We start from the raw sequence: 13,025 nt of genomic DNA, 5'->3' as shown, positions 1-13,025 counted from the left end.
TTCTACTTTTTAGTGGGTTGATCTACAAAAGGTCTTTTCTCACGATTGGCGATTTCCCAAGCGGTATAAAAAATCAGTTTTGCACGTTTAGACAGAAGTTCATAATTGATTTTATCTGGCGTGTCTGTAGGTTGGTGATAATCTTCGTGTGTGCCGTTAAAGTAAAAAATCACTGGAATATCAAATTTGGCAAAATTGTAGTGATCGCTTCGGTAGTAAAAACGATTGGGGTCGTCTTTAGCGTTGTATTTATAATCTAAATCTAATTGAACGTATTTTTTATTAGTTGCTTCCGAAAGTTCGTGAAGTTCGGTGCTTAAACGGTCACTGCCTATCAAATACACATAATTGGGATTGTCTTTGTGACTGTCATCAACTCTACCAATCATATCCGTATTAAGATCAGCAACTGTGTTTTCAATCGGAAAAATAGGATTTTTAGAATAATACAACGAGCCAAGAAGTCCTTTTTCTTCGCCAGTAACGTGTAAAAACAAAATCCCGCGTTTAGGTTGATAACCATCATTTTCAGCTTCTTTAAAGGCTTTAGCAATCTCCATCAAAGCCACCGTGCCAGAACCGTCGTCGTCTGCACCGTTGTAGATTTGATTATCTTTCATACCAACGTGGTCATAATGTGCAGAAAGCACTAAAATCTCGTCAGTTGAACCATCACCTTCAATAAATGCGACTACATTTTCTGAATCAGGTAATTTATCATTAAAAAAAGAAGATGGAATATCTTGGTAGTAATCCTCATTGCCCAAAGGTGATTTCACGCCAATAGATTGATAGAAGTTTTTGAGATATTCGGTCGCTTTTTTTTGTCCAGCTTTACCAGTATCTCGCCCTTCAAATTCATCTGAAGCAAAGGTGTAAAGCTTGTTTTTAAGCGATTGTGGTTTGATGGTCTCGGCGTATTTTTCTGGATTAACTTCGGTAATATCCTTTTGGGCTTTGCAACCTATGGCAATAAAAATGCTCAAGCTTATTATTAATGTCTTCATGAAATTTGATTTAAATGCTAAAATACAAATCCCAACCTTAAAATAAATCTGTTTTAGAATATTTATATTATGTAATTTAGTTAAGTTGAATGTTAAATATTTATCAGATTAGAGACATCACCTATTATAATTTTTTGTACAAGATTCTGTATTAATTTTAACTTCGTTTTGTTTTTGTATGAGGGTCTTTTTGGGTAGGGAAGAAATCAGTAACATAGACTGTTTTTGTGACCTCATTAATAAAATAAACAATTTTAACAGTGTTACGCTTAGTAATATAATAAATTATAGTTCTGAATTCTTTATTAAAGCCAGCTAAGTCTTCTTCCAATCGTCCTCTTTGAGGATTGAATTTCAGAGACATTGCCATTAAAATGATATCATCTGATTTTTTATTCGCACTTTCAACGCTATGGGTTTTGTATAAATGAGACAGAAGTTCCCAGTAATACTGCTCTGCTTTTTAGGTAATTTCTACTTTATATTTTGTTTGCTCTTCCAACGTTCTACCTCAATTTTAAAATCTGCGACAGGTCGTGTCTCATCTTTGTCTAAAGCTACTAAAGAGTCTTGAGTTCGATCTTGTATGTTGTGTAAATTAGATTTATAAAATGTATTGGATTCTTCTTGAAAAACTCTTTTTAACTTTGACAACAAACTTTCATTGTTTACCTGTAATAACAGATGCATTAATTCTAATTTCGTGGTTTCGATATCCATAATAATGCTTTTATATAACAAATATAAAATTATTCTCTGAAGATTAGATTTATGAAAATATAAACATATAGTGAAAATTTCAGTTTTGTCCCTTTACTTAAAGTAAAAAAATCGCTTTTATGAATTTATAAACCTATAGAAATCTTATGAAGTTTTTAAAATTTAACTGAAGAAGATTGTTTATCCCGCTCTACTAATTCAATTGCTTTTTTCATCTGTTTAAATGTTACTTTAATATCATAGTCTAACCCAATTGAAAATCGCACTAAACCTTCAGAAAGTCCCATTTCTTGTTGTTCTTCTTCAGAAATTTCACTTGAAGTTGATGTTCCAGAAGCACTGAATAAAGTTTTGTAAAAGCCTAAACTCACGGCTAAATACCCTAAGTTTTGATGTTGCATCATCTCCATAATAGCATTGGCTTTTTCAAGTGTTTCAAAATCAATAGTCATAATACCACCATAACCTATATCAGGAAAAAGATAATTTGAAATAATGTTGTGTTGTGGATGTGATTTTAAACCAGGATAACTAACTTTATAGCCAAGTGCTTCAAATTGTTCAGCGAGATATTGTGCATTTTGTGAATGTTTTTGCATACGAATCGGAAGCGTTCTTAAATTTTTCAAAATAGAAGCCGCTCGCCAACTATCTAAAGTTTGCCCTAATAACATCGCCAAACCTGTATTGACATCTTTTAGGTTTTCAACAAACTCAGATGAGGCACAAACTGCACCAGCAACTGTGTCCGAGCTTCCGTTAATAAATTTAGTTAAGCTGTGAATCACAACATCGGCACCAAAGTTTGCGGGTTGAAACATCAAAGGTGAAAAAGTATTATCGACTACAAATTGGGCTTGGTTTTGTTGAGCAATTTCAGAAACTGCTTTAAAATCGATTATTCCTAATAATGGATTGCTTACAGATTCTCCATATAGCATTTTGGTGTTTGGAGCTACGGCTTTTTTAATGGCTTCACAATTTGTAAAATCAACAAATGTTGTTTCGATTCCAAATTTGGGTAAAACATTTTTTAGAAACGCATAAGTTCCACCATAAATGGTTCGGCTGGCAACGATATGATCACCTTGTTGACAGATTTGTAAAACCGTAGAAGTAATTGCTCCCATTCCAGAAGCAAAGACTGTAGCATCTTCGGTGTTTTCCATTTTGGCTAAAGCTGAACTCAAGTAAAGATTACTCGGCGATGTATGACGACTGTACAAAAAACAACCATCTGTATTGCCCTCAAAGGTGTCACTCATACTTTTGGCTGTCATAAATGTGTATGTTGAACTATCGGATATCGATGGATTGACGCCACCATACTCACCAAAAAATTGTAAGTCTTGAATTTGTTCTGCGGGATGATTTGACATGATAAAAATAATTTACCACTAAATTAAAATAAACTAATTTTATTTACAATAGATATTATTATATTTAGTTTTATTTACTATATTTTTTTTTATTTATAGAAAATATATCTAATTTTAACAACCTAAATAACACATATTAAATAATTTATCATGACAAAAATTGACGAAAGAGATAAGCAGATTTTAATGTTGCTTCAAACCGATGCCAACCAGACGACAAAACAGATTGTCGCTAAAATAAAACTCTCACAAACAGCAGTTTATGAACGCATAAAACGTTTAGAACGAGAAAAACTCATCACCAACTATGTGGCTCTTTTAGATTTAGATAAAGTGGAAAAAGCCTTTACAACTTTCTGTATGGTAAAATTGGTCAACCACACCAAAAAGAGTTTAGTTCATTTTGAAAAAGATATTTCAACCTTAGATGAAATCACTGAATGTTATCATATTAGTGGTGAATATGATTACTTGCTTAAAGTAAATGTTAAAAACATTAAAGCCTACAGACAGTTTATGGTAGAAAAACTAACGTCTATTCCTTTTATCAGTAGCACTCAAAGTGCATTCAATATCAATACAGTTAAATACAGCACTGCGATTTCTTTGACATAATTTTATCAATTTTGCCCTATTAAATATTTATATTTGAAATAAAACAGTTTATGGCTTTTCAAACTCAAAATCCTTATACATCAGAAACTTTAAATCACTTTAACCCTTTAAATCTAAGTGATATAAAAAACCATATCACCAAAGCTCATCAAAGGTTTTTAAAATCTAAGCTCAAGAACCCAAAACATAGAGAAGAAAAAATGCGAGGTTTGGCTGAATTACTCAAACAAAACAAGACCAAATTAGCCAAGCAAATCACTTTAGAAATGGGGAAACCAATAGCTGAAGCTGTAGCCGAAATTGAAAAATGTGCTTGGGTATGCGAGTTTTATGCTAAAAATGCTTCATCGTTATTAACAACAAAAACCATTAAAACCGACGCCAAACAATCTTACGTCTTAAAAGAACCCATAGGTGTGATTCTTGCTATAATGCCGTGGAATTATCCGTTTTGGCAAGTTTTCAGGGTCATTGCCCCAAATCTTATGTTGGGCAATAGTGTTTTAATCAAACATGCACCAAATGTTCTCGGTTGCGGTGAAATGATTCAAAAACTTGTTGAAGACGCTGGTTTTGAATCACATTCAGTCACTCATCTTATAGTTGAAGTTGACCAAATTAAAAAAATCATCAATCATAATTTGATTAAAGGAGTTACTTTAACTGGCAGCACCAAAGCTGGTAGCATAGTGGCAAGTCAAGCTGGAAAAGCCATTAAAAAAAGTGTTTTAGAACTCGGTGGCAACAATGCACTAGTGGTGTTTGAAGATGCTGATTTAGATAAAGCAGCTGAAATATGTGTAAAAGCCCGTTTTCAAAACACAGGTCAAAGTTGTATTGCGGGCAAACGGCTTTTGGTTCACAATACTATTTATGATAAATTTTTAGAAAAAATTAAAATCCATATCCAAAATCTAAATATTGGAAATCCACTTGACGAAACAATAGATATCAGCGTTTTAGCGAGAAAAGATATAGCAGAAAACTTAAAGTCTCAACTTGATAAATCAGTTGAAATGGGTGCTAAAATCATCTTAGGCGGTCAACAAGACAATACTTTTTTTGAGCCTACTTTAGTTGAAAATGTATCTGTTGATATGCCGATTTTTAATGAAGAAACTTTTAGTCCTTTATTGGCTGTAACAAGTTTTAAAACTGAAGAAGAAGCTATTCAACTCATCAATCATTCAAATTATGGTCTTGGCGTAAGTCTGTTTACAAAAGATAATTCTAAGTATAAACGACTCATTCCACAAATTGAAGACGGTGCTGTTTTTGTCAATTCACTGGTTAAAAGTGATCCTCGACTGCCTTTTGGCGGAACAAAACATTCAGGCTATGGTCGCGAATTGGGTCACGAAGGTATTTTAGAATTTGCTAATATTAAAACGGTTTATATTCAATAATTTTAATCAAAACCTCACAGGTTTTCAAAACCTATGAGGTTTAACTAATAATATAAAAAATATTTTATGAAAAAATTAAACAACGAACAAATTGAAAAGAAGTTAGAACATTTCCCAAACTGGTCTTATGAAGACGATGCTATTCACATCAGTTTTGAGTTTGAGGATTTTAAAAATGCTTTTACGGCGATGACGCGTATTGCCTTTGAAGCTGAACGCCTTCAACATCACCCAACTTGGTCTAATACCTATAATTCTGTCAATATTTCACTGTCAACACATGATGCTGATGGCGTTACTGAAAAAGATTTTGAATTAGCTGAAGCGATTGAAACGGTGTTAGGGCAATGACTAATGACACTCTATGTTAGCTTCAACTTGCTCAGTTTGCGGGTCAAGTTTTGGCGAAATGTATTTGATTCCTAAACCCATACCACGTAGAATAAACAAAACACCAACAATCACCACAGCTATAGGAATCAGCTTTTTATAATTAAATCGTAAATGCTTTTTGATGAAAGATTGAGCGTAAACCACGCTTGTCATCATGGGAATTATGCCGAGTCCAAACAAAGCCATATAGAGCACACTACCACCAAAACCTTCGGTGGCGAAAGCACCAACTACAGCCATATAAACCAACCCGCAGGGCAAAAAACCATTAAGAAAGCCAAGACTATAAAAAGTATCGTAAGATTTTTTGTGCAAAGCTTTTCCTAATTCAGATTTAATGCTATTGATAAATCTAAAAAAAGGTCTAAAAATTCCAAGTGGCTTGATATAAGATTGTGGAATCAAAACCAAAATAATCATTAAAACCCCAACTGCAATTGAAATATGTTGTTGATAACCAAAAGCGATAAAACCTTGACCAACAAGCCCAAAAACCAAACCAATAATGGCATAAGCAGAAATTCGCCCAAGATGATATAAACCGATTTGAAAGCCTTTTTTTAAGGGTTGATCATGGCTAACAGGCAACATAAAGGCTATTGGTCCACACATCCCTACACAGTGCAAACTCCCAACCAAACCTAATATAAAAGCCGACCACAACATTATTGAATATTAAAAGATTTTGTGATAAGATATTCTTTACCACCGTGAGAAAAAGCTAAGGTAAACTCCCATAAACCTCTATCTAATGGTCGATTGACTAAAGTTTCTCCTTGGCTATTCAGTTTTATTGAGCTATTGAAATCTAAATCTTTATCGGAAGCACGATAGCCATAAACATCAATTTTTTCTATATCTTGTAATTCTTTTGGAAAATTAAGTAGTAAGCCTCCTTGATTAGCTGTAAATTTAATTTCAGATGCGTACAATTTACCATTTTCTATTTTTTGCAACTTGTCATTGAATGTCATTTCTTTTTTATAATATTCATCAACAACCAAGTCATGATCATAGGCTTTTTGTGTCGTCATAGTAATAACCATATACATAATAAAGCTTATAAATAGTACCATAGCAATAACAATAGATGTTCCCCAATTCAGTTTCATAATTTTTGTTTTTAATAAAAAGACCTTGGTCCCATAAAGTTAGTACTGGTTTTTTCAATCAATTCATCACCTTTATAAACTCCTATTTTCAAAGTGTTTTCTTCTCCATCAATTTCAGATTTTGGAATTTCTATAAATAAAGTGCCTTCAGACAATCCTGCTTCTGGGACATTAAAATAATCTCCTTTGACTAACTTGATTTTACCTTGATGAGAAAGCAATTTAAAGCTTATGCTATCCATAGGATGTGTGGTTTTATTGACCAATTTATAAGTGTAAACGTTGCTTAAATTAACTTCAGCGGTGGTTTCGTAAAGTTGACCTGGCAAGCGTAGAATATCAGCTTCAATATTACTTCTTATAAAAAGTAAACCAACCAATAGACCAACTAATATTGTTAACACTCCTGTATAGGCTTTCAATCGTGGTGTAAATTGAAATTTGGCTTTTTTAGTGATATTATCTTCACTGGCATATCGGATTAATCCCTTAGGCAAATCTACCTTTTCCATAATGTCATCACAGGCATCTATACAAGCCGTGCAGTTTACACATTCTAATTGTGTGCCGTTTCTGATGTCAATACCTGTAGGGCAAACGTATACACACTGGTTGCAATCAATGCAATCGCCATAACCTAATGCTGTTCTATCTTCATTTTTTCTGAATTTTTTACGACCTTTTTCAGCTTCACCACGCTTGTGGTCATAAGCCACAACTATAGATTTGTTGTCGAGTAAAACGCCTTGTAAACGTCCATAAGGACAAGCAATAATGCAAACTTGTTCTCTGAACCAAGCAAAAATAAAGTAGAAAACAAACGAGAAAATAATTAGTGGTATAAAAGTTCCGAGATGTGCTTGAGGTCCTTCTGATACATACTTTAAGAGTTCATCACTCCCAATTAAATACGCTAAAAAAACATTAGCAATTAAAAATGATATGATATAAAACACAAACCATTTGCTACTTTTTTTTATGATTTTTTCTTTGTTCCACGGCATTTTATCTAAGCGGATTTGTTTACCGCGGTCGCCTTCAATAGCATATTCTATGCGTCTAAAGACCATTTCCAAAAAAATGGTTTGTGGGCAAATCCATCCACAAAATATACGTCCAAAAGCCACTGTAAAAAGTGTAATAAACACAACACCAATCAGCATAGCAATCACCACTAAATAAAAATCTTGTGGTCAAAAAGGAAATCCAAAAATATTAAACTTACGCTCCAATACATTGAAAAGCAAAAACTGATTGCCATTAATTTTAATAAATGGCGAAGCAAACAAAAACAATAACAAGAAATAGCTTACCCATTTACGGTATTTGTAAAAAATCCCTTTTGGTTTTTTAGGATAAATCCATTGACGTTTGCCGTCATCGGTGATGGTACCAATACTATCTCTAAAATTTTCGTCAGCCATTATACATCTTTAAATTAATTATTTTTCATTTTCAGGCTTCCAAATTTCACCTTGTGGTTCTTTTGGTTCTGCAGGTGTTGTCCCTTGAAGAGTCATAACATAACTTGCAACTTCATGCATTTCAGATGGTGAAAGAGTATTTTTCCAAGCCACCATACCTTTGCCAGAACGTCCACCTTCACTTATGGTATTAAATATATTTTTGATACCGCCACCAAGAATCCAATATTCATCTGTCAAATTAGGCCCAATACCGCCACCACCATCAATTTTGTGACAAGCTACACAGTTTTGAACAAAAATTTGTTTCCCGTTTTGAATGCGTGCTTCATCTTCAAGCATAGTAACATTTTCAGCATTGACAAAGTCCTTGGCAGTTTCTTTCCATTTTTCAATAGTCGCTTCAGCTTCAGCCACTTCAGTCAGGTATTCTTCTTCTTGATCGTAATCATTAAATACTTCAAAACGAATCAAATAAACGACAGCAAAAATGATAGTGATATAAAAACTGTAAACCCACCAAGGCGGTAATCGGTTGTCAAGTTCACGAATACCGTCGTAATTATGGTCGAGTTCTATCTCGTGTTCTTCTTCAATTTTTTTACTTTTTGTCAAAGCTTGCATCAATCTTTCTACCTTTCTTGAGAAATAAGTCGATCTTTCAGCTTGAGCTTTGTCATAGGCTTTCTTCTTATCTTCAGATAAAGACAAATACAAGATTTTATTTAAAGTCGCCACTGTAACTTCAATAGCTATGGCAACAATTAAAACCATAAATACAAAAAGTGCGACAAAGGGATTTACAAATATAGCATATTCACCTTTGGGCAAATCCGTGAAATATTCGGTTCCGATAATGGCTATAACTACAAGAGCTATAACTCTAAAATATGATGCAGTTGTTCTCATTGGTCTTCGTCTTTTGGGTTGTTTTCTAAAGGCATCTCACTCATTGCTTTGCTTTGCTGTTTTGAAGTGGTAAGCACCCACCAAAATAACACTACAAAGAAGCTAAAGAAAATGAGCAAGGTGATAATGGGGTAGATTTCAACCCCATCTATGGTTTCTAAATATTGTTTTGCAAATTTCATTGATTCAAGGTTTTATATTAATTAGAAGCTGTCGATTTGTCTTCTGTTGCTTTTTTAATATCCGTACCAAGACGTTGTAGATAGGCAATAAGTGCTACAATTTCTCTATCTTTCATTTCCACAAACTCCCGACCACTATCTTGAGTCGCTTTTTTATCGGCTTCATACGTTTTTACAAAATCTGGGTCAGTGTATAGGTTTTCTTCAATGGTTTGTCCTTGTTTCTCCATTGCTGTTTGGGCATTAGCAATTTGCTCATCAGTGTAAGGTACGCCAAGTTTTACCAAAGTTTTCATTTTAGATTCTATATCAGATTTGTCTAATTTATTTCTAATTAGCCAAGGATATTTAGGCATAATAGAGCCAGGCGATGTACTGCTCGGATTATACATATGATTAAAATGCCAATTGTCATTATACTTGCCACCTACTCTCAACAAATCTGGTCCAGTTCGTTTACTTCCCCATAAAAATGGTCTGTCGTAAACGTATTCGCCACCTCTAGAGTATTCGCCATATCGTTCGACTTCGCTTCTAAACGGTCTTATCATTTGGGAGTGACAACCCACGCAACCTTCACGGATATAAATATCACGACCTTCTAATTCTAAAGGTGTGTAAGGCTTAACAGAGCTGATGGTTGGAACGTTAGAATCAACCATAATGGTTGGAATAATTTGCACTGCCCCACCAATTAAAATCGCTATTGTAGCCAAAATAGTTAGCTTGACAGGTTTGCGTTCTAACCATGTGTGAAAAGTTTCCGATTTTTGACGTTTAGTAATTTTAACTAATCTTGCGGCTTCAGCCAACTCGTCTTCAACTTTAGATCCAGAAGCTACTGTTCGCCATACATTATAAAGCATCACAAAAACCCCTAAAATATATAAGCTACCACCAATAGCACGCATCCAATACATTGGCATAATTTCGTTTACCGTTTCTAAGAAATTACCGTAAACCAGAGTTCCGCTAGGATTGAATTGTTTCCACATAAAAGCTTGAACAAATCCAGCCACATACATCGGTAAAGCATAAAGGACAATACCAAGTGTTCCAAGCCAAAAATGCACATTAGCCAAACCTATTGAGTGAAGTTTTGTTTTGTATAGTCTTGGAATCAACCAATACAACATCCCGAAGGTTAAAAAGCCATTCCAAGCCAAAGCTCCAACGTGAACGTGAGCAATGATCCAATCGGTAAAGTGAGCAATAGCATTTACATTTTTAAGCGATAACATCTACCCTTCAAATGTTGCCATACCATAACCCGTGATAGCTACAACCATAAATTTAAGAATAGGATCTTGCCGCACTTTATCCCAAGCACCACGTAAAGTCAAGAGCCCGTTTATCATACCGCCCCAAGATGGCATTATCAACATTACTGAAAAAACAACACCGAGATTTTGTGCCCAATCTGGTAAGGCTGAATATAATAAATGGTGAGGTCCAGCCCAGATATAAATAAAAATCAATGACCAAAAGTGAATAATGGATAATTTATAAGAATAAATAGGACGATTAGCGGCTTTAGGCACAAAATAATACATCAAGCCTAAGAATGGTGTTGTTAAGAAAAACGCCACAGCATTATGTCCGTACCACCATTGCACCAATGCATCTTGAACGCCAGCATAGGCAGAATAACTTTTTAAGAAATCTACGGGCAATGCTAAACTGTTAAAAATATGAAGCACAGCAACTGTTACAAATGTGGCGATATAAAACCAAATTGCCACATACAAATGTCGTTGACGACGTTTAAGCATTGTCCAAATAAGGTTAGCACCAAAAGCCACCCAAACCAAAGCAATCATAATATCGATTGGCCATTCAAGTTCAGCATATTCCTTTGAAGTTGAATAACCTAATGGCAAAGTAATAGTCTGCTGCTACTATAACAGCCTGCCAACCCCAAAAATTTAATTTACTCAAAAAGTCGCTTGCCATTCTTGCTTTTAATAAACGTTGAGTAGAGTAATAAACCCCAGCAAAAATAGCGTTACCTACAAAAGCAAAAATAACCGCATTGGTATGCAAAGGCCTAATTCGCCCATAGCTTAACCATGGAATACCTTCAGTTAAATTTGGGAATAAATACAAATAAGCCACCAGCAAACCAACTGACATGCCAACAACGCCCCAAACAATGGTAGCGTAAATAAAGTTTTTTACGATTTTATTATCGTAGTGAAACCGTTCTAATTCCATAATTTATTGTGTTTCGTTAACAGGTTTTTCATCACTTTCTGAGTCTTCATCTACAAGCTCGTCGTCAAACAGCATTCGCACAGATGGCGTGTAGCTATCATCGTATTGTCCCTTTTTTACCGAAAAGATAAAAAGCACAAAAAAGAAAACAGCAACTAAAGTACTGATGGCTAAGAGAACATAAATGACACTCATAAAAAGAATTTTAGCCAAAAATAGAACGGAGATAATGTTTAAAAAATGACTATCATCATATTTTAGAAAAAGTGTTGAATAATTTTTTTGGGTAACATAGGTTACTGATAGAATTGAACCAATCATCTATTTTTGTAGCAAAATTCATATTATGAAAGCAGTTTGGTTTGGCATAATGAGTGTAATATTCTTCCAAATAACTTGGGCTCAAGATTATAAAGCCATTTCTATGGATAGCTTGACCTCAGCAATTCAGTCCAAAAACTTGTCTATTAAAATAAATGCTGAAAGTCTTGATATCGCTCAAGCTCAATACCGTGAAACTAATCTTTGCCATTTTACCTCAGATTTCATTTAGCCACCAAGGAATTAGAACCAACAATCCTGTTATGGCTTTTAGCTCTAAACTCAATCAAGGTATTTTTAATCAAAGTGATTTTGATATCAACGCCTTAAACAATCCCGATGCCTTATCAAATTTTACAACCACTTTTGAAATTGCTCAGCCTGTTTTAAATATCGACAAACTCATTCAACGCAAAGCTTTAAAATATGCACACAAAGCTCAGGAGTTTCAAAATAGTTATGCAACATCGGCTTTGATTTTAAAATCTCAGACCCTTTATATGCAATTGCAATTGGCTTACGATTCTGAAAAAGTCATCAAAAAAGCCTTAAAAACAGCACGTATCAACAAAGATCAAACACAAAATTTTTATAATGAAGGGCTGATTCAAAAAGCAGATTTTTTGGTCGCCCAAATTAGACTTTCTGAAGTTGAAACTCAACATATAAAAGTCCAAAATCAAATCCAAAATCTTTCAGATGAAATAAAGCAATTGATACAAGATGAGTCTGAAGCAACTTTAAAACCAATTGATTCGCTTGAAGTTATTGATTTATGGACTGGTTCTACAATAAAAACTACCAATCTTGAAAACACTTCAGATATCAAAGCTTTTGAACTTAAAGCACAGTCTTTTTCTAAACTACATGACGCTCAAAAATATAGTTTTCTACCACAACTGAATGCGTTTGGACAATTGCAGTTTTTTGATGATCAAATTTTTGGCACATCAAGTGATAACTATTTTTTTGGTGCGGAGCTCAAATGGGATTTATTTAAAGGTTATAGCAGAATCGCCAAGCTTCAAAAAACCAAAGCTGAAGCTGAAAAGGTCAAATTAGAACAACAAAACTATTTACAACAAAAACAAAATGACGTCAAGCAAAGCATCAGAAATATTGAAGTTTCTGAGCAAAATATGAATAGTCAAAAAATTGCTGTAGAACAATCTAAAGAAGCTTATCGTATCCTTAAAAACCGCTACGAAGAAGGTTTAGAAAAAACCACAGATGTTTTAACTGCTGAAACAAAATATGCCAATATGCAATTGACTTACCTTCAATCGGTCTTTAATTATAATTATAACCTTTTATACTATCAATTTTTAACTGAAAAGTAAAAC

At 34.0% G+C, this 13,025-nt stretch carries 13 protein-coding genes and 2 pseudogenes; 5 read left to right on the top strand and 10 right to left on the bottom strand.

What is annotated here, in order from left to right:
* Positions 1 to 2 precede the first annotated feature (2 nt).
* The 3 genes from IGB25_RS02180 to IGB25_RS02170 all read right to left on the bottom strand — a co-directional run bounded on the left by IGB25_RS02180 (position 3) and on the right by IGB25_RS02170 (position 3,106).
* Complete coding sequence (locus tag IGB25_RS02180; RefSeq protein WP_211065973.1) at positions 3 to 1,007, bottom strand: M28 family metallopeptidase; 1,005 nt, start codon at positions 1,005 to 1,007, stop codon at positions 3 to 5.
* A gap of 474 nt (positions 1,008 to 1,481) precedes the next feature.
* A complete protein-coding gene (locus IGB25_RS02175) occupies positions 1,482 to 1,727 on the bottom strand; it encodes a hypothetical protein (protein WP_211066942.1) in 246 nt (81 codons plus the stop codon).
* A gap of 155 nt (positions 1,728 to 1,882) precedes the next feature.
* Positions 1,883 to 3,106 carry an aminotransferase class I/II-fold pyridoxal phosphate-dependent enzyme gene (locus tag IGB25_RS02170; protein ID WP_211065972.1) on the bottom strand — a complete coding sequence of 408 codons (1,224 nt, stop codon included), beginning with the start codon at positions 3,104 to 3,106 and terminating at the stop codon, positions 1,883 to 1,885.
* A gap of 150 nt (positions 3,107 to 3,256) precedes the next feature.
* Here IGB25_RS02170 and IGB25_RS02165 point away from each other — a divergent pair, with 150 nt between their 5' ends.
* The 3 genes from IGB25_RS02165 to IGB25_RS02155 all read left to right on the top strand — a co-directional run bounded on the left by IGB25_RS02165 (position 3,257) and on the right by IGB25_RS02155 (position 5,478).
* Positions 3,257 to 3,721 (top strand): Lrp/AsnC family transcriptional regulator, encoded by a 465-nt coding sequence (locus IGB25_RS02165; RefSeq protein WP_211065971.1) that lies wholly within the window; start codon positions 3,257 to 3,259, stop codon positions 3,719 to 3,721.
* Between the two features lie 50 nt (positions 3,722 to 3,771).
* A complete protein-coding gene (locus IGB25_RS02160) occupies positions 3,772 to 5,127 on the top strand; it encodes an NAD-dependent succinate-semialdehyde dehydrogenase (protein ID WP_211065970.1) in 1,356 nt (451 codons plus the stop codon).
* 66 nt (positions 5,128 to 5,193) lie between these two features.
* A complete protein-coding gene (locus tag IGB25_RS02155) occupies positions 5,194 to 5,478 on the top strand; it encodes a 4a-hydroxytetrahydrobiopterin dehydratase (protein WP_211065969.1) in 285 nt (94 codons plus the stop codon).
* Here the strand turns inward: IGB25_RS02155 and IGB25_RS02150 are convergent, their stop codons facing one another.
* From IGB25_RS02150 to ccoS, 7 genes and pseudogenes are all read right to left on the bottom strand, one after another.
* The gene (locus IGB25_RS02150) at positions 5,479 to 6,186 is read right to left on the bottom strand and encodes a sulfite exporter TauE/SafE family protein (protein ID WP_211065968.1); all 708 of its coding nucleotides are present in this window, start codon (positions 6,184 to 6,186) and stop codon (positions 5,479 to 5,481) included. It abuts the gene before it with no gap.
* Positions 6,186 to 6,632 carry a FixH family protein gene (locus IGB25_RS02145; protein ID WP_211065967.1) on the bottom strand — a complete coding sequence of 149 codons (447 nt, stop codon included), beginning with the start codon at positions 6,630 to 6,632 and terminating at the stop codon, positions 6,186 to 6,188. The genes IGB25_RS02150 and IGB25_RS02145 overlap by 1 nt, the downstream gene beginning before the upstream one ends.
* Before the next feature lie 11 nt (positions 6,633 to 6,643).
* A pseudogene (ccoG, locus tag IGB25_RS02140) lies at positions 6,644 to 8,056 on the bottom strand (cytochrome c oxidase accessory protein CcoG).
* Between the two features lie 18 nt (positions 8,057 to 8,074).
* Positions 8,075 to 8,965: a cbb3-type cytochrome c oxidase N-terminal domain-containing protein gene (locus IGB25_RS02135; RefSeq protein ID WP_211065966.1), complete on the bottom strand. Its 891-nt coding sequence runs from the start codon at positions 8,963 to 8,965 to the stop codon at positions 8,075 to 8,077.
* Complete coding sequence (locus tag IGB25_RS02130; protein ID WP_211065965.1) at positions 8,962 to 9,147, bottom strand: CcoQ/FixQ family Cbb3-type cytochrome c oxidase assembly chaperone; 186 nt, start codon at positions 9,145 to 9,147, stop codon at positions 8,962 to 8,964. The genes IGB25_RS02135 and IGB25_RS02130 overlap by 4 nt, the downstream gene beginning before the upstream one ends.
* A 17-nt stretch (positions 9,148 to 9,164) precedes the next feature.
* Positions 9,165 to 11,361: pseudogene (gene ccoN, locus IGB25_RS02125) on the bottom strand (cytochrome-c oxidase, cbb3-type subunit I).
* Between the two features lie 3 nt (positions 11,362 to 11,364).
* A complete protein-coding gene (gene ccoS, locus IGB25_RS02120) occupies positions 11,365 to 11,556 on the bottom strand; it encodes a cbb3-type cytochrome oxidase assembly protein CcoS (protein WP_211066815.1) in 192 nt (63 codons plus the stop codon).
* 151 nt (positions 11,557 to 11,707) lie between these two features.
* On the opposite strand from ccoS, the gene IGB25_RS02115 reads away from it, so the two are divergent.
* On the top strand, positions 11,708 to 11,914 hold the full coding sequence (locus tag IGB25_RS02115; protein ID WP_211065964.1) for a hypothetical protein: 207 nt from the start codon (positions 11,708 to 11,710) through the stop codon (positions 11,912 to 11,914).
* Positions 11,874 to 13,022 (top strand): TolC family protein, encoded by a 1,149-nt coding sequence (locus IGB25_RS02110; RefSeq protein WP_211065963.1) that lies wholly within the window; start codon positions 11,874 to 11,876, stop codon positions 13,020 to 13,022. The genes IGB25_RS02115 and IGB25_RS02110 overlap by 41 nt, the downstream gene beginning before the upstream one ends.
* Positions 13,023 to 13,025 lie beyond the last annotated feature (3 nt).

This window comes from Flavobacterium sp. CS20 (genome assembly GCF_018080005.1).
Classification (GTDB): domain Bacteria; phylum Bacteroidota; class Bacteroidia; order Flavobacteriales; family Flavobacteriaceae; genus Psychroflexus.
This window is presented reverse-complemented; position numbering and strand designations above follow the sequence as displayed.